This is a genomic window from Nocardia sp. NPDC056564 (assembly GCF_042793755.1).
Lineage (GTDB): Bacteria > Actinomycetota > Actinomycetes > Mycobacteriales > Mycobacteriaceae > Nocardia.
Genome location: NZ_JBHTUR010000011.1, coordinates 44,514 through 71,480 on the forward strand (window position 1 = coordinate 44,514; position 26,967 = coordinate 71,480).

The 26,967-nt window shown below is 69.0% G+C and carries 25 protein-coding genes; 9 read left to right on the forward strand and 16 right to left on the reverse strand.

What is annotated here, in order from left to right:
• The first annotated feature begins 38 nt into the window (after positions 1–38).
• The 5 genes from tatB to ACFQ9K_RS25650 all read left to right on the forward strand — a co-directional run bounded on the left by tatB (position 39) and on the right by ACFQ9K_RS25650 (position 3,580).
• On the forward strand, positions 39–455 hold the full coding sequence (tatB, locus tag ACFQ9K_RS25630) for a Sec-independent protein translocase protein TatB (protein ID WP_378716616.1): 417 nt from the start codon (positions 39–41) through the stop codon (positions 453–455).
• Between the two features lie 82 nt (positions 456–537).
• On the forward strand, positions 538–1,395 hold the full coding sequence (locus ACFQ9K_RS25635) for a hypothetical protein (RefSeq protein ID WP_378716615.1): 858 nt from the start codon (positions 538–540) through the stop codon (positions 1,393–1,395).
• A gap of 148 nt (positions 1,396–1,543) precedes the next feature.
• The gene (locus ACFQ9K_RS25640) at positions 1,544–2,107 is read left to right on the forward strand and encodes a hypothetical protein (protein WP_378716614.1); all 564 of its coding nucleotides are present in this window, start codon (positions 1,544–1,546) and stop codon (positions 2,105–2,107) included.
• Positions 2,108–2,129: 22 nt separating this feature from the next.
• Positions 2,130–2,348 (forward strand): hypothetical protein, encoded by a 219-nt coding sequence (locus tag ACFQ9K_RS25645; protein WP_378716613.1) that lies wholly within the window; start codon positions 2,130–2,132, stop codon positions 2,346–2,348.
• A gap of 155 nt (positions 2,349–2,503) precedes the next feature.
• Positions 2,504–3,580, forward strand: coding sequence for an XdhC family protein (locus tag ACFQ9K_RS25650; RefSeq protein ID WP_378716611.1), 1,077 nt, complete (start codon positions 2,504–2,506; stop codon positions 3,578–3,580).
• 77 nt (positions 3,581–3,657) lie between these two features.
• Here the strand turns inward: ACFQ9K_RS25650 and ACFQ9K_RS25655 are convergent, their stop codons facing one another.
• The 9 genes from ACFQ9K_RS25655 to dapE form a co-directional block, all read right to left on the reverse strand.
• Positions 3,658–5,901 (reverse strand): xanthine dehydrogenase family protein molybdopterin-binding subunit, encoded by a 2,244-nt coding sequence (locus tag ACFQ9K_RS25655; RefSeq protein ID WP_378716609.1) that lies wholly within the window; start codon positions 5,899–5,901, stop codon positions 3,658–3,660.
• Positions 5,898–6,899 (reverse strand): FAD binding domain-containing protein, encoded by a 1,002-nt coding sequence (locus tag ACFQ9K_RS25660; RefSeq protein WP_378716607.1) that lies wholly within the window; start codon positions 6,897–6,899, stop codon positions 5,898–5,900. Before ACFQ9K_RS25660 ends, ACFQ9K_RS25655 begins: the two co-directional genes overlap by 4 nt.
• Positions 6,896–7,429: a (2Fe-2S)-binding protein gene (locus tag ACFQ9K_RS25665; RefSeq protein WP_378716606.1), complete on the reverse strand. Its 534-nt coding sequence runs from the start codon at positions 7,427–7,429 to the stop codon at positions 6,896–6,898. Before ACFQ9K_RS25665 ends, ACFQ9K_RS25660 begins: the two co-directional genes overlap by 4 nt.
• A gap of 213 nt (positions 7,430–7,642) precedes the next feature.
• The gene (locus ACFQ9K_RS25670) at positions 7,643–8,596 is read right to left on the reverse strand and encodes a glucosyl-3-phosphoglycerate synthase (RefSeq protein WP_378716605.1); all 954 of its coding nucleotides are present in this window, start codon (positions 8,594–8,596) and stop codon (positions 7,643–7,645) included.
• Positions 8,593–9,477 carry a dihydropteroate synthase gene (gene folP, locus ACFQ9K_RS25675; protein ID WP_378716604.1) on the reverse strand — a complete coding sequence of 295 codons (885 nt, stop codon included), beginning with the start codon at positions 9,475–9,477 and terminating at the stop codon, positions 8,593–8,595. Before folP ends, ACFQ9K_RS25670 begins: the two co-directional genes overlap by 4 nt.
• Before the next feature lie 67 nt (positions 9,478–9,544).
• On the reverse strand, positions 9,545–11,314 hold the full coding sequence (locus ACFQ9K_RS25680) for a long-chain-acyl-CoA synthetase (RefSeq protein ID WP_378716603.1): 1,770 nt from the start codon (positions 11,312–11,314) through the stop codon (positions 9,545–9,547).
• 16 nt (positions 11,315–11,330) lie between these two features.
• On the reverse strand, positions 11,331–11,894 hold the full coding sequence (locus ACFQ9K_RS25685; RefSeq protein ID WP_378716601.1) for a TIGR00730 family Rossman fold protein: 564 nt from the start codon (positions 11,892–11,894) through the stop codon (positions 11,331–11,333).
• The gene (locus ACFQ9K_RS25690; RefSeq protein WP_378716600.1) at positions 11,891–12,700 is read right to left on the reverse strand and encodes a TIGR00730 family Rossman fold protein; all 810 of its coding nucleotides are present in this window, start codon (positions 12,698–12,700) and stop codon (positions 11,891–11,893) included. The genes ACFQ9K_RS25685 and ACFQ9K_RS25690 overlap by 4 nt, the downstream gene beginning before the upstream one ends.
• A gap of 81 nt (positions 12,701–12,781) precedes the next feature.
• The gene (gene dapE / locus ACFQ9K_RS25695) at positions 12,782–13,885 is read right to left on the reverse strand and encodes a succinyl-diaminopimelate desuccinylase (protein ID WP_378716599.1); all 1,104 of its coding nucleotides are present in this window, start codon (positions 13,883–13,885) and stop codon (positions 12,782–12,784) included.
• A gap of 187 nt (positions 13,886–14,072) precedes the next feature.
• On the opposite strand from dapE, the gene dapD reads away from it, so the two are divergent.
• On the forward strand, positions 14,073–15,020 hold the full coding sequence (gene dapD / locus ACFQ9K_RS25700; protein WP_378716598.1) for a 2,3,4,5-tetrahydropyridine-2,6-dicarboxylate N-succinyltransferase: 948 nt from the start codon (positions 14,073–14,075) through the stop codon (positions 15,018–15,020).
• A 4-nt stretch (positions 15,021–15,024) separates the two neighbouring features.
• On the opposite strand, the gene ACFQ9K_RS25705 is transcribed toward dapD, so the two are convergent.
• Complete coding sequence (locus ACFQ9K_RS25705; protein WP_378716597.1) at positions 15,025–16,452, reverse strand: acyl-CoA synthetase; 1,428 nt, start codon at positions 16,450–16,452, stop codon at positions 15,025–15,027.
• A 146-nt stretch (positions 16,453–16,598) separates the two neighbouring features.
• Between ACFQ9K_RS25705 and ACFQ9K_RS25710 the strand changes: the two genes are divergently transcribed.
• Positions 16,599–17,453 carry an oxygenase MpaB family protein gene (locus ACFQ9K_RS25710; RefSeq protein ID WP_378716595.1) on the forward strand — a complete coding sequence of 285 codons (855 nt, stop codon included), beginning with the start codon at positions 16,599–16,601 and terminating at the stop codon, positions 17,451–17,453.
• Positions 17,454–17,567: 114 nt separating this feature from the next.
• Positions 17,568–18,281, forward strand: coding sequence for a hypothetical protein (locus tag ACFQ9K_RS25715; protein ID WP_378716594.1), 714 nt, complete (start codon positions 17,568–17,570; stop codon positions 18,279–18,281).
• Between the two features lie 7 nt (positions 18,282–18,288).
• On the opposite strand, the gene ACFQ9K_RS25720 is transcribed toward ACFQ9K_RS25715, so the two are convergent.
• Positions 18,289–18,921 carry a TetR/AcrR family transcriptional regulator gene (locus ACFQ9K_RS25720; protein ID WP_378716593.1) on the reverse strand — a complete coding sequence of 211 codons (633 nt, stop codon included), beginning with the start codon at positions 18,919–18,921 and terminating at the stop codon, positions 18,289–18,291.
• Positions 18,922–19,077: 156 nt separating this feature from the next.
• Between ACFQ9K_RS25720 and ACFQ9K_RS25725 the strand changes: the two genes are divergently transcribed.
• Positions 19,078–19,935 (forward strand): oxygenase MpaB family protein, encoded by an 858-nt coding sequence (locus ACFQ9K_RS25725; protein WP_378716592.1) that lies wholly within the window; start codon positions 19,078–19,080, stop codon positions 19,933–19,935.
• Positions 19,936–19,941: 6 nt separating this feature from the next.
• Here the strand turns inward: ACFQ9K_RS25725 and ACFQ9K_RS25730 are convergent, their stop codons facing one another.
• The 5 genes from ACFQ9K_RS25730 to ACFQ9K_RS25750 all read right to left on the reverse strand — a co-directional run bounded on the left by ACFQ9K_RS25730 (position 19,942) and on the right by ACFQ9K_RS25750 (position 26,966).
• Positions 19,942–20,850 carry a proline dehydrogenase family protein gene (locus ACFQ9K_RS25730; protein ID WP_378716678.1) on the reverse strand — a complete coding sequence of 303 codons (909 nt, stop codon included), beginning with the start codon at positions 20,848–20,850 and terminating at the stop codon, positions 19,942–19,944.
• A 51-nt stretch (positions 20,851–20,901) separates the two neighbouring features.
• The gene (gene pruA, locus ACFQ9K_RS25735; protein ID WP_378716591.1) at positions 20,902–22,536 is read right to left on the reverse strand and encodes an L-glutamate gamma-semialdehyde dehydrogenase; all 1,635 of its coding nucleotides are present in this window, start codon (positions 22,534–22,536) and stop codon (positions 20,902–20,904) included.
• 86 nt (positions 22,537–22,622) lie between these two features.
• Complete coding sequence (gene dapC, locus ACFQ9K_RS25740) at positions 22,623–23,735, reverse strand: succinyldiaminopimelate transaminase (protein ID WP_378716589.1); 1,113 nt, start codon at positions 23,733–23,735, stop codon at positions 22,623–22,625.
• A 7-nt stretch (positions 23,736–23,742) separates the two neighbouring features.
• Entirely contained in the window at positions 23,743–24,066 is a 324-nt protein-coding gene (fdxA, locus tag ACFQ9K_RS25745) for a ferredoxin (RefSeq protein WP_150402310.1), read from the reverse strand.
• 311 nt (positions 24,067–24,377) lie between these two features.
• Positions 24,378–26,966: a bifunctional FO biosynthesis protein CofGH gene (locus ACFQ9K_RS25750; protein WP_378716588.1), complete on the reverse strand. Its 2,589-nt coding sequence runs from the start codon at positions 26,964–26,966 to the stop codon at positions 24,378–24,380.
• Between the last annotated feature and the right edge of the window lies 1 nt (position 26,967).

A 26,967-nucleotide genomic window follows, 5' to 3' on the forward strand; every position in this document is an offset into this window, starting at 1 on the left:
GATGCGAGATCGCCTCCTCGAACCGGTAGCCTGATTAGGTGTTCAGCAATATCGGCTGGAGCGAGATGATGATCTTGCTCGTCGCCGCCCTCGTGATCCTCGGACCGGAGCGACTGCCCGGCGCGGTTCGCTGGACCACGCGCAGCCTGCGGCAGGTGCGCGATTACGCCAGCGGCGCGACCTCGCAACTACGCGAGGAGCTGGGCCCGGAATTCGAGGACCTGCGCAAGCCGCTGGCCGACCTGAACGAACTGCGCGGCATGACTCCGCGCGGCATGGTCACCAAACACCTGCTGAACGGCGACGATTCGATCTTCCGCAACATGGAGGACGCGTTGCCGGACAAGAAGGACTTCCTCGGCGCCAACAGCGGCATGCCGGACTACCCGATGCCGAAACTGGAAAAACCGTTGGAGCGCAACGAACGTCCTCCGATCGACACCGACGCCACCTGAGCTGGCCTCACTGCGTCACGAAAAGGGTGCAGTGTCAAGAGTTCTAGACACTTTGCCCTGTCCAGCTGTCTAGACTTCCCACATGTCGGCCGATGACGTGGCGCGCGTTTTCGCAATCGAAGACAAGGTCGAACGACTGAAAGCGGCCACCGATGGTGTGGCTGCGGCCCAGCAGACCATCAACGAGCTAACCAGGATCCGTCGTGCGGTCATCCGGGAGCTACACGCCGAGGGCTGGACCTTCGCCAGAATCGGTGCGGCAGCCGGACTTTCCCGTGCGCGCATCCATCAGGTGAGCACGCAGGGTCCGGCGCCCGAGGGTCTGTTCTTCGGGCACGGGACGCTCACCGTGCTGGTACCGGAGGTGCGCGCGGGCCGGGTGATCGGCGCGCCGGATCCCGCGGCGGCGCACCGGCTCGTGGAATTGCTCCGTGAGCTCGGCTTCACCGCTTCGGTCGAGCACTTCCTACCGGGGCGACCGGTGGACCTGAACCGGGACGGCCTGATCGTGCTCGGCGGGCCGGAGCTCTCGCCGAGCGTGCGGCAGCTGATCGCCGCCGACCCGCGGCTGCGGCGCGCGGTGGCCAGAGCCGGCGACGCCCGGCGGGGCATCGAGGATCGGGCCGCGCGCCGGGTCTATCGACCGGGTGGTCCCGATCCGCACGACATCGCCTACCTGGCCCGGCTACCGCGTCCGGACGGGCGCGGCACGGTGCTGATGATCGACGGCATGCACCCGCCGGGCTCGCTCGGTGCCATCCGGTTGCTCGCCACCCGGCTGGCCACCCTGCACGAGCGCGCGGGCACCCACCTGTTCTCCGTGCTGGTGGCCTGCCGGTTCGATCGGGCGACCGGTGAACCCCTGGAAGCCGAGCTGCTCACGCCGGTCTATCGGCACGACCCCGAAAACCGTTTGCCCGCACCGGGTATCCGTCGCTGACAAACACCGGGCGGGTGACGCGTGGCAGACGGCTGCCGATGCTCATCGTGACCGAATTGTGTCGCGGGTCACTCGCCTCTTCCGTTCGGGAAATGTTGGTGCAATGCTTGAATAGCTAGAAGGTAACTATGCGTGATAGGTGAGCTCGATGAGTGGTGAACTTTCGACGGCGGCCAGTTCCGCACCCACGATCCGGACGGTGCGGCCGAAGCCGACACAGTCCGGCGCTGTCGACGCGGCCGACCCGATCGTCACCACCCACCGGGTCACCTACAGCGACCGCCTGAAGCTGTTCATCGGCGCGGGCGAGACCATCGACAACTTCCTGCGCCCGCTGCGCAGGCTGGACGGCTACCACCGCTTCTCGGTCCAGCTGTCCCGGCTGCCCGCGCCCATGCGCTCCGCCGATATCACCCCCGCGATCAGCTCCGCCCCCGGGCAGAACTATCTCCAGTGCACCGGCTCGGCGGACGCGCTGGTCATCGAGTTGCGCACCGTCCTCGACGGTGTGGTGCGCCGTGGTGTCGTCGGTCGCGGCACCGGTCACGACGGCGAACCCGGCATCTGCGTGCAGGTTCCGGAGAGCATGCCCGCGCCGTGGATCTATCCGGACGAGGTATTCACGGCCGAGGACGCGGCCGAGATCTTCGCCGTCTACTTCCGCACCGGCACGGTCCCACCCGGCCTCGCACTCCGCGAGACGTCGGATTGATGCGTGACCAGAGGAGGCAGTGATGAATCTGCTCGTCACAGTCGGCGGCGCCGTCCTGGTGCTCGGCCTGCTCATCCTGGTCGTCACCGTGCTGAGACGGCCGGCCAAGTCACCGGGGCAGCTCACCGTCGCCGCCCTGCAGGCGCGACTCGCCGAAGAGGGCACCCCGGTGTCGACCGAGGCCGAGGAACGCCTCGCCGACCACGTGTCGGCAGGCTCGAATCAGCCGCACACGTCCTGATTTCCCGCACACGCGATCGTCGGCGACTCGGTGTGCGCGAAATCATCAGCAGGTGTGCGGTGCGTCGCTGCCGCACGGCCCAATAGCTTTCGGGTAGCTAGGCTGGGGGGAGCCGGTGTACTCCGGTGTGCTCGCTCGGGAGAGGAGACGTGCTGATGCGCGCAGTGCTCGAGCAATTGATAACCCTGGCGGGGCGGGGGCCGGTGGCGTTGGCACGGGTGGTGGATACCACCGGGCCGGGGCCGCGGGAGCCGGGGGCGGCGATGATCGTGACCGAGTCCGGCGAGGTGTTCGGGTCGCTGTCGGGTGGGTGTGTGGAGGGCGCGGTCGTGGAGTCGGCGCGCCAGGTGCTGGCCACCGGGCATGCGGTGACCGATCGGTTCGGATACGCCGACGGCGACGGCATCGCGGTGGGATTGACCTGCGGCGGGGAGATCGAGGTCTTCGTCGAACGGCTGGGGCCGGAGCGGGTTCCGGTGCTGTCCGCGTTGCGCGAGCGGATCGCCAGCGGGCTGCCGGTCGCGCTGGCGACCACACTGGATACCACCGCGGAGTGGAAACTGCTGGCCGCCGGTTCGACCGAGACCTGGCACGACGTCGACCGCGACGCGCTCGCGCTGCTCGCCGCCGGGCGCAGCGGCGTGGTCGGTGCCGACGAATGCGAGGCCGACGCCTCCCCTCGTCCGCGCGTCTTCGTGCAGGTCTTCGGCATTCCCGCGCGGATGATCCTGGCCGGGGCCAATGATTTCGTGCGCGCGCTCAGCCGCACCGGGCGTCAGCTCGGGTACCGGGTGACCGTGGTCGATGCCCGCGAAACCTTCGCCACCGCGGCGCGTTTCCCGTCCGCGCACGAGGTCGTCGTGGATTGGCCGCACCGGTATCTGCGCACGGAGCACGAGGCGGGGCGCATCGATGGACGCACCGTGGTCTGTGTACTCACCCACGACACCAAGTTCGATGTGCCGACGATCGCGGTGGCCCTGGACATCGACGACATCGCCTTCGTCGGCGCCCTCGGTTCCCGCCGCACGCACGCCGAGCGCACCGACCGCCTGCGCGCCGCAGGCGTCACCGAAAGCAAGCTCGCACGGCTGAAAAGCCCACTCGGCCTGGACCTCAACGCCCGCACCCCGGACGAAACCGCGATCTCCATCGCCGCCCAGATCCTCGCCGACCGGACCAACGCCTCCGCCCGCCCGCTCGACCGCCGCACCGGCCCCATCCACCGCTGAGCCGCACCACTCTGGATTTCCCGCACCGAGATTCGCCTGCGATTGTCGGTGCGGGAAATCGGGAGTGGTGCGGGAAGTCAGAGCAGGTGTTCCATGCGCAGGGGGATGTCGCGGAAGCGGCGGCCGGTGGCGTGGTGGACGGCGTTGACGATGGCGGCGGCGGCGCCGATCATGCCCAGTTCGCCGATTCCCTTGACGCCCAACGGGTTCACCACCGGGTCGTCGACCTCGACGAAGGAGATGTCGACCTCGGGGGCGTCGGCGTTGACCGGCAGCAGGTACTCCAGCAGGGACGCGTTGGCCCAGCGGCCGTCCCGGGTGTCGGGCAGCGAGCCCTCCATGAGCGCCTGGGACAGGCCCCAATTCATGCCACCGAGCACCTGGCTGCGGGCGAGCTTGGTATTGAGCACCCGGCCCGGCGCGAACGCACCGACCATGCGGCGCACTCGGATCAAGCCCAGCTCCGGATCGACCGCGACCTCCGCGAACTGGGCACCGAAGCTCATCTTCCCGTACGGCGCGGCGGGCGCGGCCGGGCGCCAGCTGCCGGTCGTCTCGATGTCCGAAAGCTGGTTGCGCTCCAGCACATCCGCGTAGGCATCGGTCACCGACGGATCATCGACCAGCCGCAGCACGCCCGCCACGCCCTCGATCTCCTCGGGCGTGCGACCGCGTAACGGCGAGTCGATATCGGCGACCGCGATCTCGATCAGCTGGGCGAGCAGCCGCGTGCACGTCGTGTGCACCGCGGAGCTGACCGCACTCGCACCGATCGAGCCGACGGTAGCCGCGATGTTCGGATAGTCGGTATTGCCGATCTCGAAGCGGATGCGATCGAACGGCATTCCCATGGCGTCGCACGCGACCTGCGACATGGCGGTGGCGACACCGGTGCCGAACTCCTGCGTGCCGGCCTGGACGACCAGCGAGCCGTCCGACCGCAGCCGGGCATGGGCGCGCTGCGGCTGTCCCGGCTCGTACACCGGGTAGCCGGCGGTGCCGACGCCCCAGCCGAGCAGCCAGCGGCCGTCGGTGTGCGATCCGGGCGTCCGGCTCCGGCCGTCCCAGCCGAACCGCTCGGCGGCGAGCTGGAGGCATTCGACGTAACCATCGGAGCTCCACGGGTTTCCGCTCTCCGGATCGACGGCCGCGTGGTTGCGCATCCGGAGTTCCACCGGGTCCGCGCCGAGCTGTTCGGCCAGCTCGTCGATGGCGCATTCCAGCGCGATCATGCCGGACGCCTCGCCCGGTCCGCGCATGAAGGTCGGCGTCATCGTATTGCCCTTGATCAGCCGATACTGCCCCTCCCAGTGCGGAATTCCGTACGCCTTGCTCGCCACCTCCAGCGACGGCTCGGCCCAGTCGTCGAAATGCGAAGTGACGGAGAGCTTGTGGTGCCGAAGCCCGGTGAACCGCCCGTCGGCGTCGCTGACCAGGGTGACGCGCTGTTCCTGCTCTTCGCGTAAACCGGTGCCGTAGAACATCTGCTCGCGATTCAGGATCACCCGCAGCGGCCGGCCCAGCTCCCGCGCGATCAGCGGGGCGAGCGTAACGTGCGGCCACATCATGGCTTTCGCGCCGAACCCGCCGCCGACGTAGTCGGTGACCACCCGCACCTTGCTCGGCGAGATGCCCAGGTGCGCCGCGATGGTCAGCTGGCTGGCCACGATACCCTGGGTGGCGTCGTAGACGGTGACCGAATCGCCGTTCCACATCGCGGCGGTCACCGAGCATTCGATCGGATTGTGATGATTGGCGGCGAACCGGAACGTCGCGTCGACGGTGTGCGCGGCGTCCGCGCTCGCGCCGGCGAAGTCGCCGCGCGACTGGGCGGCGGGGATTTGACCGGCGAAGATGCTGTCCGGCAGGTACTGCTCGTCCCGGCCGTCGTCCAGGCGCACCAGCGGGGGCCGCGCGTCATAGGTGGCCTCGACCAGGCGGGCGGCCTGCTGGGCGATCTCGAAGGTATCCGCGACGACGACCGCGATCGGCTGACCGAAGTAGTGAATCGTGGTGTCCTGCATGGGAAAGAAGGTCTGCCCGGGTGCGGGCTGACCGAACATCGACGGCAGCAACGGCACCGAGGGAACCTTCGGCAGGTTCTCGTGGGTGAGCACGGCAACCGCGCCGGCCCGCAGCGCCTCGCGCACGTCGATGGATGTCAGTGTGCCGTTGCCGATCTCGGCGCCGACGAGCACGCCGTACGCGGCGTTGGGCATCGGGATCTCGGCGGTGTAGCGGGCGGCGCCGGTGACCTTGGCGTGCCCATCGATCCGGTCGAGTCCCTGACCGACCAGGCGGGGAACGGCGGGTGCGCTCATTTCCGGCCTCCCAGCCGCTCGGTGACGATCTCCAGGGTGCGCACCATGGTGCGTTGTGCCAGTTCGATTTTGAACCGATTCATCGCGTGGCTGTCGTCGGCCGCGGCCAGCTCGGTGGCGGCGGCCGCGGCGAAGTTCTCCTTCGTCGCGGGCTTGCCCACCAGCAGCGCCTCGGCCATCCTGGCCCGCCACGGCTTGGTCGCCACCCCGCCGAGGCCGATGCGGACATCGCGCACCTGCCCGTCCACCAGATCCAGCGCGACCGCCGCGGAAGCCGCGGCGAACTCATAGGATTCGCGGTCGCGCACCTTCAGATAGTGCGAGTTCACCGCGAACGGCAACGGTGGCACATCGATGCGGACGATCAGCTCGTCGGCGGTGATCGGATGTTCGAGATGCGGTGTGTCGCCGGGCAACAGGAAGAAATCGTCGAAGGCGATGGCGCGGGCGCCGCGCGGTCCCTGCACGTGCACCACGGCATCGAGCGCGGTCAACGGAATCGCCATGTCGGACGGGTGCATGGCGAAACAGTGTTCGCTGGTACCCAATACGGCGTTGCCTCGGTGCAGTCCCCCATGCGCGCCGCAGCCGCTGCCCGGCGCGCGCTTGTTGCAGTCGAACGCGATGTCCCGGAACTGCGGACAGCGCACCCGCTGCATCAGGTTGCCGCCCATCGACGCCATATTGCGGATCTGCGCGGACGCGCCCTTCCACAGAGCGATGGACAGGAACGGAAACCGTTCCACCACACCGGGATCGGCGGCCACCTCGCCCATCCGGACCAGCGCGCCGATGCGCAGGCCACCATCCGGCCGGTGCTCGAGCTCGGTGAGCGGCAATCGGTTGATGTCGACGACGTTGTCCGGCTCCATCGCGCCGATCCGCAGCATGTCCACCAAAGTGGTGCCGCCCGCGAGGAATACGGTATTCGGCCGGGCGGCCACCGCGGCGAGCGCCTGGTCCACCGTCTCGGCGCGGGCGAACGCGATGGGCTTCATCGGTTCTCCCTCATCTCGTCACGCGCGCTCTTTATCGCGTCCCGGATGTTCTGATACGCCGCGCAGCGGCAGATATTGCCGCTCATCCATTCGGCGATCTCCTCGTCGTCGCCGGCGTGGCCCTCTTCGATGCATTTGATCGCCGACATGATCTGTCCCGGCGTGCAATACCCGCACTGGAAGCCGTCGCAGCTGATGAACGCGCGCTGCACCGGATGCAGCTCCTCCCCCTCCGCGACCCCCTCGATGGTGGTGATCTCGCGCCCCTCCACGCTCAACGCCAAGGTGAGGCAGGACAATTCGCGTTTCCCGTCGACCCAGACCGTGCACGCGCCGCAGGCGCCCTGGTCACACCCCTTCTTGGTGCCGGTGAGCCGCAGGTACTCGCGCAGGGCGTCGAGCAGGCTGACCCGGGGTTCCAATGCCACCGGGAAAACGTGGCCGTTCACGCGCAGTGTCGCCAGCGTGTAGTCGGGACCGGCAAACTCTGGTTGCCGTGTGTCCTGCTTGGGTAGCTCCCCAATAGTCATAAACGTATCTCCTGCTCATGAGCGCGCGATGGACGGCGTCTTGAAGTACAGAATGCGAACGTAAGACCAGAACAACACTCTAGCGTCCAGTCAGCAACCATGCTCGTTAACTACCGAACGAGCAGATCGCATCCTTTGCCTGCCCATGTCTTTGGGCAGAACGCGACGAACCCGGGTACCGCAGGCACCCGGGTTCGCGCGTCGAGATATCGGTCAGGCAGCCGCCCACTCGGGGCGCAGCGTCTTCATCGGCGGCCGATCGGCCAGGGACACCTCGGTGCTCTGCGCGGTGAAGGCGTCGCCGACCAGCGGGAACTGGGTCAGCGCGGCGCCGGAGTCCTGCACCCCGCTGCGGCCGAGCACGGTGCCGAGGATCTGCCTACTCATCACGCCGAGATCGGCCAGCGGGCGGTTGCGGTGCGTGCGCACGCCCAGGTTCACCTGCCCGATCGCGGACAGCCCGAGCTGGTCGTAGGTATCGAGCAGCAACCCGATCTCCACGCCGTAGCCCGGCGCGAACGGGACCGCGGTGAGCAGCTCGCGGGTGCCCGCGTATTCGCCGCCGAGCGGTTGCAGCACCTGCGATAGCTCCGGACGCAGCGCGGCGAGCAGCGGGCGGGCGACGAGCTCGGTGACCCGGCCGCCGCCGTGCGCGTCCACCGCGCCGCCCTGGTGCAGCGGCCTGCGGTAGTACGCCTTGACCAGGTGCATGGCATCGACGGTGAGCAGCGGTCCGAGCAGTCTCGGCACGAATTCCGGATCCGGGTCGATCAGGTCGGAGTCGACGAAGGCGATCAGATCGCCACTGGTCACGGCCAGCGAGCGCCACAGCACCTCGCCCTTGCCCGGCACCGGATCCAGCTCCGGCACCGCCTGCTCGCGGGTGATCACCTCGGCGCCCGCGGCCATGGCCCGTTCGGCGGTGGCGTCGGTCGAGCCCGAGTCGAGCACGATCAGCTCGTCGACCAGGGTGCCGAGCAGCGGCATGATGCTGCCCACCACGTCGGCGACGGTGTTCTCTTCGTTCAGCGCGGGCAGCACCACCGAAACGGTGCGGCCGTCTTTGGCCGCGACGAGTTCGTCGACCGACCAGTGGGGGCTGTCCCAGGTGTTTGTCGTCGCCCACGGGGGGCGGTCTTCGCGGCCGTGTGGGTGGTGGAATTTCATACCAAACCTCGCAGGGTGCGTGCTGGGGGCCGGATGCCTTGGATCGCGGCGATCATGTCCACCACCCGCCGGGTCGCGGCGACTTCGTGGACTCGGAAGACTCGGGCGCCGGCGGCTGCCGACCAAGCTGTTGCTGCCAATGTGCCCTCCAACCGTTCGGAAAGATCGACACCTAGAGTCTCCCCGATGAAATCCTTGTTGCTCAGTGCCATCAAGACTGGCCACCCGGTATTTACAAGAACGTCCACTCCACGCAACAAGTCGAGCCCGTGATAAGTGTTCTTGCCGAAATCATGGGTCGGATCGATCACAATCGAATCCGCGCGCACCCCCGCCGCGACCGCGTTTTCCGCCGCGCGCACCAGGGTATCGGTCACCTCGGCCACGATGTCGGCGTAGCGGACGCGATGCGGCCGGGTGCGCGGGATCGCCCCGCCGGTGTGGCTGCACACGATGCCGACGCCCTGTTCGGCGGCCACCGACACCAGGTCGGGATCGGCACCGGACCAGGTGTCGTTGATCAGGTCCGCCCCCGCCCGGACCGCGGCCAGCGCCACATCGGCCCGCCAGGTGTCGATGCTGATCAATAACTCCGGGTACTTCGCCCGAATGGCCGCGACGAACGGGACCACCCGCCGCTTTTCCTCGACCGCGTCGACCAGCGATCCGGGACCGGCCTTGACCCCGCCGATATCGACTAGATCCGCGCCCTCGTCGACCGCCCTGGCGACGGCCGCCATGGCCGCCTCGTCGGTGAACGTGGCTCCTTTGTCATAGAACGAATCGGGAGTGCGATTCACGATCGCCATCACCAGCGCCCGATCGGTCGCCACCGGCTTGCCGCACAAGGTAGGAAGCGGCGTTGCGGTGGTACTGAACATCCTCTGACTGTACCGACCGGTGTGCTACCGGTCTTTCCACCCGGCGGCGTCGGCGGCGCACTCCCCGCTAGTTCTTCGGAGCGCGCCCCGCGGCGACGTCGGCGGCGTAGTCGTCATACGCGGGAACGTAACCGTCGGAGCGGCCGGCGAGAACGTACAGGCTGCCGTCGCCGTCGGCGGCGTACCCCTGCTTGCGCAGCTCGACCTTGCGGCTCTTGAAGGTGGAGGTCTGCTCCAGCTCCTTGACCACGCGGATGAACAGTGGGACGGCGTAGCCGGGCAGCTGTCGATAGACGTCGTCGGCGATCGCTTTGCCGTCGAACTCGACATCCGGGGTCAGCGTCACCGCCGCCATGCCCGCCTTGCCGTCGGCGCCCGGCACATCTACGCCGTAGACGACCGCCTGGGAGAGCGCGTGCGAGCGGGTCAGCGCGCCCTCGACCTCGGTGGTCGCCACGTTCTCGCCCTTCCAGCGGAAGGTGTCGCCGAGCCGGTCCACGAACGCGATGTGATGCCAGCCCTGGTCGCGCACCAGGTCACCGGTGTCGAACCAGACGTCGCCCTGGGCGAATCCGTCGCGGACCAGCTTCGCCTCGGAGGCGTCCTGGTCGGTATATCCGTCGAACGGCGAGCGATCGGTGACCTTGGACAGCAACAGCCCGACCCCGCCGGTACCTACCCGGTGCAGCCGGCCGTCCTTGTCCCGCTTGGCCTTTCCGGTCTCGTCGTCGTACTCGACCACCGCGTACGGCAGCGGCCCGAAGCCGGCCGTGCGGTCGACGCTGAACGCGTTGATGAAGGCGATGTTGGCTTCGCTCGCGCTGTAGAATTCGACGATCCGGTTGATGCCGAACCGGGTCTTGAACTCGTCCCACAGTTCCGGGCGCAGCCCGTTGCCGACCGCGAGCCGCACCCGGTGCTGCCGGTCGGTCGGCTTCGCGGGCTGGTTCAGCAGATAGCGGCACAGTTCACCGATGTAGATGAAACCCGTTGCCTGCTCGCGGATCACCTCGTCCCAGAACCGGGACACGGAGAACTGCCTGCCGAGGGCAAACGTGCCGCCGGCACCGATCACCGCCGACAGCGCGACGGTGATCGCGTTGTTGTGATAGAGCGGCAGGCAGCAGTACAGAGTGTCGTTGCCGCGCAGGCGAATTCCGAGTCCGGCGATGCCGGCCAGGCTCTTGGTCCAGCGCAGGTGCGTCATCACGCTGGCCTTCGGCAGGCCGGTCGTGCCGGAGGTGAAGATGAGGAAGGCGCGTTCCCTGGCGGTGACCTCCGCGCACGCCGGCGGATCGGTGGCGTCCGCGTGCCGGGCGGCCGCCTGCAAGTCGTTGGCGGGCAAGACATTCGGCAGCGGCTCGGCCAGGGAGTCCAGCGCCTCCGCGCATTCCTCGCCGACCACGTCGAGCACGCTGTTCAACAGGCCGAAGCTGTGCGCGAGCACCTGGCCGCGCTGATGGTGGTTGAGCAGGCCCGCGGTGGCGCCGAGTTTCACCGAAGCCAGGATGACGAACAGGGTTTCGGGCCGGTTGGTCATCAGCACGCCGACCACGTCGCCGCGCCGCACGCCCCGCGCGGCGAGCACCGCGGCGTAGCGGTTCACCTCGGCATTGGCCTCGCCGTAGGTGTAGGCGGTGCCCTCGAAACGCAGGAACGTCCGATCCGGATGCCGGTGCGCGGCGCGCTGAAAGTACAGCCCGACCGAGGATTTGTCGTCCGGCCCGACCAGCATGCCCGCCGCGTTGCGCAGCATGGCCGGCACGTCGAGCGCCATCGCGGGCAGGTTCTTGGCCAGGCTGAATAGGCTCACCGTCGAGCGGCCGTCGAAACTCACTGTCTAGCTCTCCTCATCAGGAAGGTGTTGCTCGCGCCTCCAATGCCGTGAAGGCGGCGGAAAGATCGGTGACCACGGTGATGCGGTCCATGGCGGGCTGGGGCACGAACTTACGGTCGTAGAGTTCGTCGAGCCACTGGAAAAGGCCCCGGTAGAAGCCATTCGGGTCCAACAACACCACCGGCTTATTGTGCTGTCCCAGATACCCTCCGGTCCAGGTTTCGAAGAACTCCTCGAGCGTGCCGATGCCGCCGGGCAGGGTGAGGAAGGCGTCGGCGCGGTCCTCCATGATCTGTTTGCGCTGCCGCATGGTGTCGGTGACGACCAGTTCGTCGGCGTCCACATCGGCGACCTCGCGGTGCACCAGATGCTTCGGGATCACCCCGATGGTGTTCGCTCCGCCGGCCCTGGCCGCGGTCGCCACCTCGCCCATCATCGAGACGTTGCCACCGCCGGAGACCAATTGCCAACCGCGGCGGGCGATCTCGGCGCCGACCTCGGCGGCCAGCGTGAGGTAGGTGGGATCGGCCGTGCTGGCCGAGCAGTAGACGCAGACGGCGTAGGGCTGCTGTCCGGTCACCACTGGTCCTCCGTGCCGAGTGCGTCCTCGGCGGCGCCCGCCTCGGCGTAGGACAGGATGATCTGCACGATCTCCTCCACGCTGTCGGTGACGTGGATCAGCCCGAGGTCGCCGGGCGAGATCTTGCCCGACCCGCCGAGCGAATCCCGCAGCCAATCGACCAGGCCGGACCAGTATCTGCTGCCGAACAGGATGATCGGGAAGCGGGTGATCTTGCGGGTCTGCACCAGGGTGAGCGCCTCGAACAGCTCGTCCAGGGTGCCGAAGCCGCCGGGCAGGCAGACGAACGCCTCGGAGTACTTCACGAACATCGTCTTGCGGACGAAGAAGTAACGGAAGTTGATGCCGAGATCGACCCACTCGTTGAGGCTCTGCTCGAACGGCAGCTCGATGCCGAGGCCGATCGAATAGCCGCCCGCCTCGCACGCGCCGCGGTTGGCCGCCTCCATCGCGCCGGGGCCGCCGCCGGTGATCACCGCGAAACCGGCCTTGGCCAGCGCCGCGCCGATCGCCCGGCCTGCCTCGTACTCCGGATGATCCGGGCCGGTGCGGGCCGAGCCGAAGACGGTGACCGCGCGCGGCACCTCGGCGAGCGCACCGAAGCCCTCGACGAACTCGGCCTGGATGCGCAGCACGCGCCACGGGTCGGTGTGTACCCAATCGGTGTCGCCGCGCCGATCCAGGAGATTCCGGTCGGCCGTGCCGGTCCCGTCCTTGCGGTCGCGCCGGAGCATGATCGGCCCGCGGAACTTGGCTGTCGACTTCTGCGTATTGGCAACCTCGCGGTCAGCGGCGTCGGTGGACATGTCGACCACGCTACCGGGCAGTCACCGGCGCGGCGGACCGGAGCCGAGAAGTCGTCCGACGTTCAGCTCGCCGACGATCGGTCAGCTCGCGGACCCGGTGAGGTAGTTGCGCAACATCGCGGTGACCGCGGTGATCTGGTCGACGGGGACGTGCTCGTCCCGCTTGTGCGCGAGGTTGGGGTCGCCGGGGCCGAAGTTGACCGCGGGGATGCCGCGGGCGGCGAAGCGGGCGACGTCGGTCCAGCCGAACTTGGCCCGCACCCCGCCGCCGCCGTGGCTGTTCACCGAGGCGATCAGGTCCTTGGCGGCCGGGGCGGTCAGGCCGGGCAGCGCGCCGGGCGCCGAGTCGGTGACCTCGAAGGTCAGCTCGAGGCCGGCGAAAACCGCGCGGACGTGCTCGACGGCCTGCTCGACCGTGCGGTCCGGCGCGAAGCGGAAGTTCACGTCGACCTCGGCGGCGTCGGGCACCACATTGCCCGCCACCCCACCGGAGACGCGCACCGCGGACAGCCCCTCGCGGTAGACGCAGCCGTCGATGTCGACCTCGCGGGCCCGATAGTCGGCCAGCCGCTGCAGGATCGGCGCCAGGCGGTGAATCGCGTTGTCGCCCAGCCAGGCTCGCGCCGAGTGCGAGCGCACGCCCGCGGTGGACAGCCGAATCCGCAGCGTCCCTTGGCAACCCGCCTCGATCCAGCCGCCGGACGGCTCGCCGAGCACCGCGAGATCGCCGTCGAGCCACTCCGGCAGCTCGCGTTCGATGGTGCCGAGCCCGTTGAACTCGGCCGCGATCTCCTCGCAGTCGTAGAAGATCAGCGTCAGGTCGTGCACCGGTTCGGCGACCGTCGCGGCCAGGTGCAGGAACACCGCGTCGCCGGACTTCATGTCGACCGACCCGCAGCCGTAGAACACCCGCTCCCCGGCCGCGTTCTCGGTGAAGTGGCCCGGCACGTTGTCGGCGATCGGCACGGTGTCCAGATGCCCGGCCAGCACCACCCGGCTGGGCAGCCCGCGATTCGTCCGCGCCAGCACCACATTTCCGTGCCGCAGCACCTCGAACCCGCTCGTCTGCTCCCGCAGCGCCCGCTCGACGAGGTCGGTGATCGCCTGCTCGTCCCGCGAAACACTCGGGATATCGACGAGGGCGGCGGTCAACGCAATCGGGTCAGCACGCAAGTCGAGGATCACGCCCCCACCCTACGACCGCCCGGCGCCACCCGCGGCAGCCCGGCCGCACAGGTTGTGGCCCGCCGCGCACCGGACCGCCCGCGCGCGGAGTGCCGATCGGGCGCGGCCGTCCCGCACAGCGTGTGGTGTGGCACATCGACGGAGCGGGCTCACCACTCGCACAGGCGGGTCGGTAATCTCTGTTGACGTGAGCATTCAGGGAGCAGCAGCAGTCGGTATCGCCAATGTGACCGCGGACGGGACCGTCCTGGACACCTGGTACCCGAGCCCGGAGCTGGGCGAGTTCGCCGAGACCGGGACCAAGCGCCTGGATGACGCGCCCGCGGAGTTCGCGGCGCTGCTCGGCTTCGACGAGGCGCGCGGGGTCGACGTGGTCGCGGTGCGCACCACGATCGCCGACCTGTCCGCCGCCCCGGTCGACGCGCACGACGTCTACCTGCGACTGCATCTGCTCTCGCACCGGCTGGTCCGCCCGCACGGGGTGAGCCTGGACGGTCAGTTCGGGCTGCTCAGCAATGTGGTGTGGACCAATCACGGCCCGGCGGCGGTGGAGGGCTTCGAGACCACCCGCGCCAAGCTGCGCGCCCGCGGCCCGGTGACCGTGTACAGCGTCGACAAGTTCCCGCGGATGGTCGACTACGTCATCCCGTCCGGCGTGCGCATCGGCGACGCCGACCGGGTCCGGCTCGGCGCGCACCTCGCCTCCGGCACCACCGTCATGCACGAGGGCTTCGTGAACTTCAACGCGGGCACCCTCGGCAACTCCATGGTCGAGGGCCGCATCTCGGCCGGCGTGGTGGTCGGCGACGGCTCCGATGTGGGCGGCGGCGCGTCCATCATGGGCACCCTGTCCGGCGGCGGCACCACCGTCATCTCGATCGGCGAGCGCTCGCTGCTCGGCGCCAACGCGGGCGTCGGCATCCCGCTCGGCGACGACTGCGTGGTGGAAGCCGGCCTCTACCTGACCGCGGGCACCAAGGTCAGCACCCCGGACGGCGCCGTCGTCAAGGCCGCCGAGTTCAGCGGGCAGAACAACCTCCTGTTCCGCCGCAACTCGGTCACCGGTGCGGTAGAGGTGGTGCCCCGCAAGGGAACCGGCATCGAACTCAACGCCGCCCTGCACGCCAACGACTGAACCGTCAGGTAAGGCGCTTCTTCTGCACCTTGCCCATGGCGTTGCGGGGCAGGGCGTCGACGACGCGGATCTCACGCGGGCGTTTGTGGGTCGAGAGTTGTTCGGCCACATAGGCGATCAGGTCGTGTTCGATGGAAGTCGGGGCGTCGCCGCGTAATCCGACGAAGGCGACGATGCGCTGGCCCAGGTCGGGGTCGGGCAGACCGACCACGGCGGCCTCGGCGACGGCGGGATGGCCGAGGAGTACGGTCTCGACCTCGCCCGCGCCGATGCGGTATCCGCCGGATTTGATCAGGTCCACCGATTCGCGGCCGACGATGCGGTGGAACCCGTCCGGATCGATGGCGGCGACGTCGCCGGTCTTGAACCAGCCGTCCTCGGTCCAGGTCTCGGCGTCGGCATCGGGGCGGTTGAGGTAGCCGTCGAACAGCATCGGGCCGGAAACCTGGAGGGCGCCGATGCTTTCACCGTCGCGCGCGACGTCCGCGCCCGCCTCGTCGCGCAACCGGGTCCGCACGCCGCGCACCGGGGTGCCGACCCAGCCGGGGCGGCGCTCGCCGTCGGCCCGGGTGGACAGGGTGATCATGGTTTCGCTCATGCCGTAGCGCTCGATCGGCGCGTGGCCGGTGAGTTCGCGCAACCGCTCGAAGACCGGCACCGGCAGCGGCGCGCTGCCGGACACCAGCAGCCGGGCATCGGCCAATTGCCGTGCCGCTTCGGGATCTTCGACGATGCGTGACCATACGGTCGGCACCCCGAAGTACAGCGTGCCGCGCGCGGCGGCGTACGCCCGCGGGGTCGGCTTGCCGGTGTGCACCAGCGGGCTGCCCACCCGCAGCGGCCCGAGCACGCCGAGGATCAGGCCGTGCACGTGGAACAGCGGAAGCCCATGCACCAGAACATCGTTCGCGGTCCAGGCCCATGCGTCGGCGAGCGCGTCCAGCCCGGCCGCGATCGCGCCGCGGCTGAGCACGACACCTTTCGGCAGGCCGGTGGTGCCGGAGGTGTAGAGCACGAAAGCCGTTGCGGCCGGATCGGGTTCGGGATACGTGTGCCACGACCGGGCGTGCACCCGCACCGGAACGACCGGCAGCTCGCTGCCCGCCGGCGCCGCGCCGAGCCACGCCTGCGCCCCGGAATCGGTCAGAATGTGCGCCAGCTCAGCGGTTCCCGAGTCCGGCGGCACCGGCACGACGGTCACGCCGGCGATCAGGCAGCCGACGATCGCGAGCACCGTGGTCACGGTCGGCTCGGCCAGCACCGCGACCCGGTCGGCCCTGGCCACCCGCTCGGCGACCGAGGTCGCGGCCCCGAGCAGATCGCTGCGGGACAGCGTCACCCCGTCGATGGTGACGGCATCCGGGATGTCCGCCCCGCCGGCGACGGCGAGCGGATTCAGGGAACTGAGCAGCAGCGGCGGACCGAAGGGCATGCGCCCAAACTACTTCGCCCACCCCGGCCGGCCCGCGACACCTCGGCCGATCACCGGCGAATGGACGACCGATGTGACCGTTGACACACGAGCTGAGGCGGTGAGAAAGTAAATGCATAGCCTTCTCAATGAGACAGGGGTCGACGATGACCAGGCCACTTCGCGCAACGACGCACGAGACCGCACCGCCGGACGAACTCGACATCACCCGGTTCCTCGACGGCATCGCCGGTCTGCTCGGCGGCGCCGCGAACGTCATCATGCAGCTCAGCTCCCGGCCGGTCGGCTACGGCGTGGTGGAGAGCACCGTCGACAGCGGGAAGGTCATGCTGCACCCGGTCAAACGGTTGCGCACCACGATCACCTATCTGGCCGTCGCGATGCTCGGCACCGACAACGAGCGCGCCGACTACCGCGCGGCGGTCAATCGATCGCATCGCGCGGTCCATTCGACCGCGTCGAGTCCGGTGCGGTACAACGCCTTCGACCCCGAGCTCCAATTGTGGGTTGCCGCTTGCCTTTACTGGGGCGCGCGGGATCTGTACGAGCGCATGCACGGCCCGATGGACGAGCCGACCGCCGACGCCTTCTACCGCTACAGCGCCCGCCTCGGCACCACTTTGCAAGTGCGCCAAGACATGTGGCCCGCCGATCGGCAGGCCTTCGCCGCGTACTGGGACGCGCAGCTGGCCGCCACCACGATCGATCCGCCGGTCCGCGACTACTTCAACGACCTCATCGATCTGAAGATGCTGCCCCGGCCGGTGCAACTCGCCTTCGCCCGTCCGCATCGGTTCTTCGTCGCGGGCCTGCTCCCGCAGCACCTGCGCGACCAGATGGGTTTCACCTGGACCGCGCGCGACGAACGCGTGCTCCAGCGCGTCATGCGCGCCCTCGGCACCACGCAGACCTGGCTCCCCCGCCAGGCCCGCATGTTCCCGATGAACGCCTACCTGCTCGACCTGCGCCTGCGCCGCCGCCTCGGCCTGCCCCTGGTCTGACCGCTCTCAGGAACAGCACAACAGATTGCTGAATGTTTGCGTGTCGCGACCGCCCTTGCCCGTCGAGCGGTGTTATCTCGAAGAGCACACAGGGGGCCGAGCCAGGAGGAAACGATGGGCTATCGGACTGTTGCGACCGCGGCCGCCGCCGCGGCGGCCTATTGCGCACTGGTCGCGCCGACCGGCTGCGCGGAACCGCTCGATCCCGACGTGGTCCCGCCGCGCACCTCGATCTCCATCCGCTCCACCCTCGGCGCGCACTGGAGCACCGCGAACGAACACGAACCGCGCACCGCCCTCTCGCTGACCAAGCTCTACCTGGCCGACTACGCGCTGCGGCACGGCGACGGCTCGCGCGCGGACCGCGACCTCGCCGAGCGGATGATCCGCTACTCCGACGACGGCGCGGCCACCACCATGGCGGCCAAGTATCCGCAGGCGCTCAAAAGCGTTGCGGCGGAATATCATCTGAACGACACCCGTTCCGCGGGCAGTTGGGGCGCGGCCTACACCAGCACCGCGGACCTGACCGACTTCCTGGACACCAAGCTGCGCACCGACCCCGGCTCACCGATCTTCGACTGGATGGCCGCCGCCGGCCAGAGCGCCGCCGACGGCACCGAACAGGACTGGGGCACAGCGCGGGTGCCGTTCGTCCTCGGCACCAAGTGGGGCTGGTCGGATTTCGGCGAACCCGACGTCGCGTCGGCGTCCTACGGCCCCGGCTTCACGGTCGCGGCACACACGCACGGCACCGCGACCGAGCAGACCCTCGACCTCCTCGGCGCGCTCCCGCTGGCCGCCCTCGATCTGCTGACCGGCCACTGACGCCAGGTCAGGGCACCCGGAACGACACCACGATGTGATCGCGGGCGAACTGCCGGATCGCCACCTCGTCGCCGAGCGGAATCACCGTCTGCGGTGTCAGGGCCAGCGACAGCGCGGTCCGCGCGATCATCTCCGCCAGCGGCTCCGGGTCATAGGCGGGCAGCTTGCCCTCCCGCTGCAACCGAGAGATGAACTCCGCCACGTAATCCCGGCCGAGCTCCAGCACCGGCGCGCCCTTGATGGTGAGATACGGCAGCACCAGCTCGGGCTCGGTCGCCAGCAACCGGTGCACCAGCCGGTTGTCCCGCAGCCCGGTGATGAACGCGGCGAACAGCTCGACGATCTGCTCCTGCGCGCCCGCGTCGCGATCGACCTGCCGCTGCAAGGCGGCGTCGACCTCCTCGACGAACTCGCGGGTCTGCCGCAGCCCGACCGCCTCGATCAGGTCGGACTTGCTGGCGAAGCGGCGATACAGCGTGGCGAGCGAGAGCCCGCAGCGCCGGGCCACCTCGACCATGCTGGTGCGTTTGATGCCGAAGTCGAGGAAGGCCAGCAGCGCGGCGTCGAGCACGCGCGTCTGATTGCCGTCCTCCGGGCCGGCGCTTCGCACCAACGGCAGCAGTCTGGTCAGCCTCGCCATGCCGCCAGCCTATCCGGATCGCCGAAACGATGACACAAGAACCATTGCAGCGCATCATTGACACAGTCGGCGAGGCAATGAGAAGGTGAGATGAGAACCTTCTCATACGTTCGCTGGTCCGGAGACTGCTTCGGACCCAGAAAGTCGAGGTCAACGATGACCGCACCGCTGCGTCGGGTCGAGCCGTCCGCCACGCCGTCGCTCACGCCGGAAACCGTCCAGCCGTACCTGGACGGCATCGCGGCCTTCCTCGGCGGCACCGCCAACGTCATCATGCAGCTGAGCCTGCGCCCGGTCGGCCGCGGCGTGCTGGAGAGCCCGGTGGACAGCGGGAAGGTCACGCTGCATCCGGTCAAGCGGTTGCGCACCACGCTGACCTACATCGCCGTCGCGATGATGGGGTCCGACGAAGAACGCGCGGCCTACCGCGAGGCGGTCAACCGTTCGCACCGCCCGATCCGCTCCGGACCGCAGAGCCCGGTGAAGTACAACGCCTTCGATCCGAAGCTGCAACTGTGGGTGGCGGGCACCATCTACTGGGGCATCGACGACCTCTACACCCGGATGCACGGACCGTTGGACCCGACCACCGCCGAGGCGCTCTACCAGTACAGCGCGCGGCTCGGCACCACCTTGCAGATGCGGCCGGAGATGTGGCCCGCCGACCGCGCGGAGTTCTATCCATGGTGGGAGAAGAACCTCGCGCAACACCGCATCGAGCCCGCCCTGCGCGAGTACTTCGACGACCTCATCGATCTCCGGATGATGCCGCTCCCGATCCGACTCGCCTTCGCCGGGGTGCAGCGATTCATCGTGGCGGGGCTGCTGCCGCAGCACGTGCGCGACGAGATGCGGATGACCTGGACCGAGCGGGACCAGCGCCGGTTCGACCGGCTGCTGCGCGGCATCTCGGTGGTGCACACCAGGCTGCCGAAGCAGGCGCGGCTGTTTCCGCTGAACCTCTACCTGTTCGACCTGCGCCGCCGGATGCGGCTGGGCAGACCACTGGTGTAAGGACTTTCAGGACCTGCTCACCAGAGCGCGCAGGAAGAACGTGAGGTTGGCGGGCCGCTCCGCCAATCGCCTGGTGAGATAGCCGTACCACTGGCTGCCGTACGGCACGTAGACCCGCACCGCCCGACCCGCACCGGCCAACCGCAACTGCTCGGCGTCACGGATGCCGTACAGCATCTGATACTCGAAACGATCGGGGCCACGGTTGCTTTCGGCCGCGCGGTGCTCGGCATCGGCGATCGGCTCCGGGTCGTGCGTGGCCACCATGGGATAGCCGTCGCCGAGCATGAGCGCGTCGAGACAGCGCAGGTAGGACCAGGTCACCTCGTCCGCACGCTGGAAGGCGACGGCGTGCGGCTCGCGATAGGCGCCCTTGCACAACCGGATTCGCGATCCCGGCCCGGACAGTTCGCGGCAGTCCGCCTCGGTCCGCCGCAGGTACGCCTGGAGAACCGCACCGAGCCAGGGGAATTCACCGCGCAGCTCGCGCACGGTGGCCAGCGTGGCATCGGTGGTGGTGTGGTCTTCGGCGTCGACGGTCACCCACACGTCGGCCTGGGCGGCCTTGGTGCACAGGACGCGCAGGTTCTCGGTGGCGATCGCGGGTCCGTCGTCCGGCAGGGCCTGGCCGAGCGCGGACAGCTTCACCGACACCTCGACCGGCGGCGCATCGATCCCCGGCAGCGCCGGACGAGGCAACGCGGCGAGGTCGTTGATCAGCGAAAGATACTCGGCCACCGTGGCATCGGCCTGGCTCCGGTCGGTGGTGTTCTCGCCGAGGAAGTCCACGCTGACCATTCGGCCGCTGTCCAGCAGCGCCTGCGCCACCTCGATCAGCTCGGCCCTGGTCTCCCCGGCGACGAACCGCCGCACGATGTCGGCGGTGATCGGAATGCCGGTGAGCGCGCGCTTCATCCGCGGCGACTCCGCCGCCGCGAGAATGAGGGGACGCAGCGGATGCACCGGTCACTCCCCCATGTGCGGGTAGCGGTAATCGCTGGGCGGGACGAAGGTTTCCTTGATCGTGCGCGCGGCGACCCAGCGCAGCAGGTTCAGCGGGGAGCCCGCCTTGTCGTCGGTGCCGGATGCGCGCGCGCCGCCGAACGGCTGCTGACCGACCACCGCTCCGGTCGGCTTGTCGTTGACATAGAAGTTGCCCGCCGCGAATCGCAGTGCGGCGCCTGCCTGTTCGATCGCCTGCCGATCCTGTGCGAACACCGCGCCGGTCAGCGCATAGGGCGCGGCGGCGTCCACCTCGGCCAGAATGGCCGCGTACGCATCGGGTGCGGCGTCGTCGTAGACGTGCACCGACAGGATCGGGCCGAAATACTCGGTGGCGAAGGACTCGTCGTGCGGATCATCGGCCAGCAGCACCGTGGGCCGGACGAAATACCCCTCGCTGTCGTCGTAGGTGCCGCCGACCGGGATGGTGACCCCGGCGTCCCTGGCCCGGCGGATCGCGGCGGCGTTCTTGTCGAACGCGCGCCGATCGATCAGTGCCCCACCGAAATTGGACAGGTCCGCCACGTCACCGTAGGTCAGCCCCTCGGTCAGGTGCAGGAAGTCCTCGCCCATCCGGCGCCAGACCGACCGCGCGATATAGGCGCGCGAGGCCGCCGAGCACTTCTGCCCCTGATACTCGTAGGCGCCGCGAATCAGCGCGGCCCGCAACGCATCCGGATCGGCCGAAGGATGCGCGACGACGAAGTCCTTGCCGCCGGTCTCCCCGACCAGCCGCGGATAGCCGTGATACCGGCCGATATTCGCGCCGACCTGCTGCCACAGATACTGAAAGGTCTTGGTGGAGCCGGTGAAATGAATCCCGGCCAGCCGCGGATCGGCCAGCGCCACCTCGGACAGCTCGATACCGTCACCGGTCACCATATTGATCACGCCCGGCGGCAGGCCGGCCGCCTCGAGCAGCCGCATCGTGTAGTACGCCGACAACGTCTGCGTGGGCGACGGCTTCCACACCACCGTGTTGCCCATCAACGCGGGCGCGGTCGGCAGGTTCCCGGCGATCGCGGTGAAGTTGAACGGCGTGATCGCGTAGACGAACCCCTCCAGCGGCCGATAGTCCAGCCGGTTCCACACCCCCGCGCTCGACTCCGGCTGCTGCTGCATGATCTGCCGCGCGAACGCCACATTGAATCGCCAGAAGTCGACCAGCTCGCACGGCGCATCGATCTCGGCCTGCTGCGCCGACTTCGACTGCCCGAGCATGGTCGCCGCGGCCACCGTCTCCCGCCACGGCCCGGCCAGCAGATCCGCCGCGCGCAGGAACACCGCCGCCCGCTCGTCGAACGGCAAGCTGCGCCACCCCGGCGCCGCCGCCATCGCCGCGTCGATCGCGCCCTGCGCTTCGGACCGCGTGGCGTCGGTGTAGGTCCCCAGCACCTGACTGTGCCGATGCGGGGCGACGATACTGTGCCGCTCCCCGCTGCCCGGCCGGTGTTTACCGCCGATGACCAGCGGTATCTCGACGGTCTCCGCGGCGATCTCGGTCAACTTGGCGACCAGCCGTTCCCGCTCCGGACTGCCGGGCGCGTAGGCGTGCACCGGCTCGTTGCCGGGGGTAGGAACAACCGTGACAGCGTCCATACTTCAGGCTAACGCCGGTTCGCGCCCCACGCCCTCGGCCGGTCGTGCGTGTCGGGCGACGGCCCGGCCCTGCGCGACCCCGCCGGTTACGCCGCGGCGGTCAGCCGCTCGGCGGCGGCGGCGATGCGTTCGTCGGTGGCGGTCAGGGCGATCCGGACGTGCTCGGTGCCGGTGGGCCCGTAGAAGTCGCCGGGCGCGGCGAGGATGCCGCGGTCGGCGAGCCAGTCGAGGGTGGCGCGGCACGGTTCGCCGCGGGTCGACCAGAGGTAGAGGCCCGCCTCCGAGTGATCGATGCGGAAACCGGCCTGCTCCAAGGCTTTTCGCAGCACCTCGCGCCGGACCCGGTAGCGCTCGCGCTGCTGCGCCTCGTGCGTGTCGTCGCTCAGGGCGGCGGTCATCGCGGCCTGGATGGGGAACGGCACCATCATTCCGGCGTGCTTGCGCACCTCCAGGAGTTCGGTGACCAGGGCCGGGTCGCCCGCGACGAAGCCGGCGCGGTAGCTCGCCAGGTTCGAGGTCTTCGAAAGCGAATGCACGGCAAGCAGATTCGTGTGATCGCCGGCGCTGACCTCGGGGTCGAGGATGGAGACCGCCCGGCCCGCCCAGGTGAGGCCGAGGTAGCACTCGTCGGAGGCGACGATCACGTCGCGTTCGCGGGCGAATTCGACGACCTTGCGCAGGTGGTCCACGCCGAGCACGCGACCCGTCGGATTCGACGGCGAGTTCACGAACATCAGCGCGGGCGTCCGCGGGCCGAGCTGGGTGAGCCCGTCGGCGCGCACGATCTGCGCGCCCGCGAACAGCGCTCCCACCTCGTACGTCGGGTAGGCGACCTCGGGAATCACGACCAGGTCGTCCGCGCCGAGGCCGAGCAGCCGGGGCAGGCCGGCGATCAGTTCCTTGGTGCCGATCGCGGGCAATACCGAAGCCGGGTCGAGACCGGTGATCCCGTAGCGCCGCTTGAGCGCGTCCACCGCCGCCGCGCGCAGCTCGGGGGTGCCGTGTGTGGCCGGGTAACCGGGTACCGCCGAGGCCGAACTCAGGGCCGTGCGGATGAGCGGATCGACCGGGTCCACCGGGGTGCCGACCGACAGGTCGACGATCCCGCCGGGATGCGTCGCCGCCTTCGCCTTCACCGAAGCGATGGTGTCCCAGGGAAAGTCGGGGAGCAGACTGCTGACCCGGTTGCGCGCGGACACGGCAGAGCTACTCGCTCGCCATCGGCGGCAGTTCCTTGATGAACGGCGGGTCGTATTCGACCTGGCCGACCTTGGTCGCGCCGCCGGGCGAGCCCAGCTCGTTGAAGAAGTCGACGTTGGCGTTCACGTAGCCGGACCACTGGTCCGGGGTGTCGTCTTCGTAGAAGATCGCCTCCACCGGGCACACCGGTTCACATGCACCACAGTCCACGCACTCGTCGGGATGGATGTACAGCATGCGACCACCCTCGTAGATGCAGTCCACGGGGCATTCCTCGATGCATGCCTTGTCCTTCACGTCAACGCACGGTTCAGCGATGATGTACGGCACTGCCGCTCTCCTAGTCTGTCCTCACCTTACGGGGATAGTCCGCCCAGCGAAACCCTATCCGGACACCCCACGCTACTCCGGGTCAGCCTTGCCTAACTTCGGATGTTCCGCACGCCACTCTCGCCGTCCGAAACCCCGGTCAGGACCAGGCTGTTCGGAGCCGTCCCACGTCATCGCGGGTACGGCCCCGGCTGTTCGGAAACCTCCCGGTCGGGCTGCCGGTATTCCGACAATCCGGCCAGATCCGAATTCGATCGCCGCGTGCGGCCTTGCCTATCACCGCCACCGGCAGTTACCGGAAGCCTACGCCGCTATCCCACGGTGAGGGGCAACGCCGAAACCTTGTGCTGCGGAACGCCGTACGTGGTGGTCCGTTCGCGGGCCGGACGGCCGATGCCCGCGGCGATGTCCACCAGCTCCGCGACGGTCTTCGCCGAGCCGTGCTGCGAGCCGGCCATCCGGGAGATGGTCTCCTCCATCAGCGTGCCGCCCAGGTCGTTGGCGCCGCTGTTCAGCATCACCCTGGTGCCGATCGTGCCGAGCTTCACCCAGCTGGTCTGGATGTTCTCGATCCGCCCGTGCAGCATGATCCGCGACAGCGCGTGCGCGGCCTGGTTGTCCCGGTTCGTCGGCCCCGGCCGTGCGGCGCCCGCCAGGTACAGCGGCGCGCTCTGATGCACGAACGGCAACAGCACGAACTCGGTGAAACCGCCTGTCTCGTCCTGGATTCCGCGCAGCACGCGCAGGTGCCCGACCCAGTGCTTCGGGTTGTCCACGTGCCCGTACATCATGGTCGAGCTGGAGCGCAGGCCGATCTGATGTGCGGTGGTGATCACGTCGATCCAGGCCGAGGTGGGCAGCTTGCCCTTGGTGAGCACCCAGCGCACCTCGTCGTCCAGGATCTCCGCGGCGGTGCCGGGGATGGTGTCCAGGCCGGCCTCCTTCAGCGCGACCAGCCAGTCCCGGATGCTCTGCCCGCCGCGGGAGGCGCCGTTCACGATCTCCATCGGGCTGAACGCGTGCACGTGCATGGACGGCACCCGCTGCTTCACCGCCCGCACGATGTCGGCATAGCCGGTGACCGGCAGGTCGGGGTCGATGCCGCCCTGCATGCAGACCTCGGTGGCGCCGTCGACGTGCGCCTCCCAGGCCCGGTCGGCGACCTCGTCCATGCTCAGCGTGAACGCGTCGGCGTCACCCTTGCGCTGGGCGAACGCGCAGAAGCGGCAGCCGGTGTAGCAGATGTTGGTGAAGTTGATGTTCCGGTTGACCACGTAGGTGACGTCGTCACCGACGGTGTCACGGCGCAGTTGATCGGCCAGCGCGGCCACTGCCTCCAGGTTCGCGCCGTCGGCCGTGGCCAGGGCCAGGTATTCGGCATCGGAGAGGCCCGCCGGATCCTTCTCCGCCGCCCGCAGCGCGGCGAGCACCTCGGAGTCGAGCCGTTCCGGCGCGACGACCGCGAGGTCGCGGGCCTGCTCCCGGATGGTGTCCCAGTCGCCGAACGCGCCCACCACGTCCTGGCCGATCGCGGAGTCGCTCCGACTCTCGGTGTTGCGGCCCTCGGTGTCGATCGAGGTGTTGAGGTCGACTCGACCGGCGGACTCCCAGGACTGGTCCGGTTCCTGCCAGGGCAGACCGACCGGCATCGCGTCCGGATCGGCCAGGCCGGTGACCGGATCGCTGAGCGCGGCGACGTGTGCGCCGATCCGCGGATCGATCCACGGGCTGCCCGCTCGCACGTATTTCGGGTGCGCGGAGGTCCGCTCGACCAGCTGGTAGCCGGCCGCCTCGGTGATCTCGCGCAGGGTGTCCAGGTTCGGCCAGGGCCGTTCCGGGTTCACGTGATCCACCGTCACCGGCGACACGCCACCCCAGTCGTCGATGCCCGCGTCGATCAGCGCCAGGCAGTCCTCGTGCGACACCAGATTCGGCGGCGCCTGCACCGGCACGTCCGGGCCGAGCAGCAGCCTGGTCACCGCGATGGTGGCCAGGAACTCCTCGATACCCGCGTCCGGGACGTCGCGCATGGCGGTGTCGTCCTTGGCCCGGAAGTTCTGGATGATGACTTCCTGGATGTGCCCGAACGCCTTGTGCTGCTTACGAATCGCCATGATCGACTCGGCCCGCTCGGCGATCGTCTCGCCGATGCCGACCAGCAGGCCGGTGGTGTACGGGACCGACAGCCTGCCCGCGTCGGTGATCGCGCGCAGCCGGACCGCCGGGTCCTTGTCCGGGCTGCCGTAGTGGCATTCGCCCTTCTCGGTGAACAGCCGGGTGGAGGTGGTCTCCAGCATCATGCCCATGGACTGCGCGACCGGCTTGAGCCGGGAGATCTCCTCCCACGACATCACACCGGGGTTCAGGTGCGGCAGCAGTCCGGTCTCCTCCAGCACCATGATCGAGACGGCGCGCAGGTAGTCCAGGGTGGAGTCGTAGCCGCGCTCGTCGAGCCACTGCGCGGCCTCCGGCCAGCGATCCTCGGGCCGATCACCCAGGGTGAACAGGGCTTCCTTGCAGCCAAGCGCGGCGCCGCGCCGGGCGATGTCGAGCACCTCGTCGGGTTCCAGGAACATGCCCTTGCCCTCGGCGCGCAGCTTGCCCGGCACGGTGACGAAGGTGCAGTAGTGGCATTTGTCCCGACAGAGGCGGGTCAGTGGGATGAAGACATTGCGCGAATAGCTGATCGTCCTGGGCCGGCCGGCCGACTCCAGCCCGGCATCGCGCACCCGCGCCGCGCTGTGACTCAAATCTTTCAGATCGTCGCCGGTCGCGTGCAGGAGCACGGCGGCCTCGTCCACGTTCAGCGTGACGCCGTCACGCGCTCGTCGCAGGGCCCGGCGCATGGCCGAGGGGGAAGGTGGTGCGGCTGGAATGGTCGGCCTCGGCAGTTCGGTCACG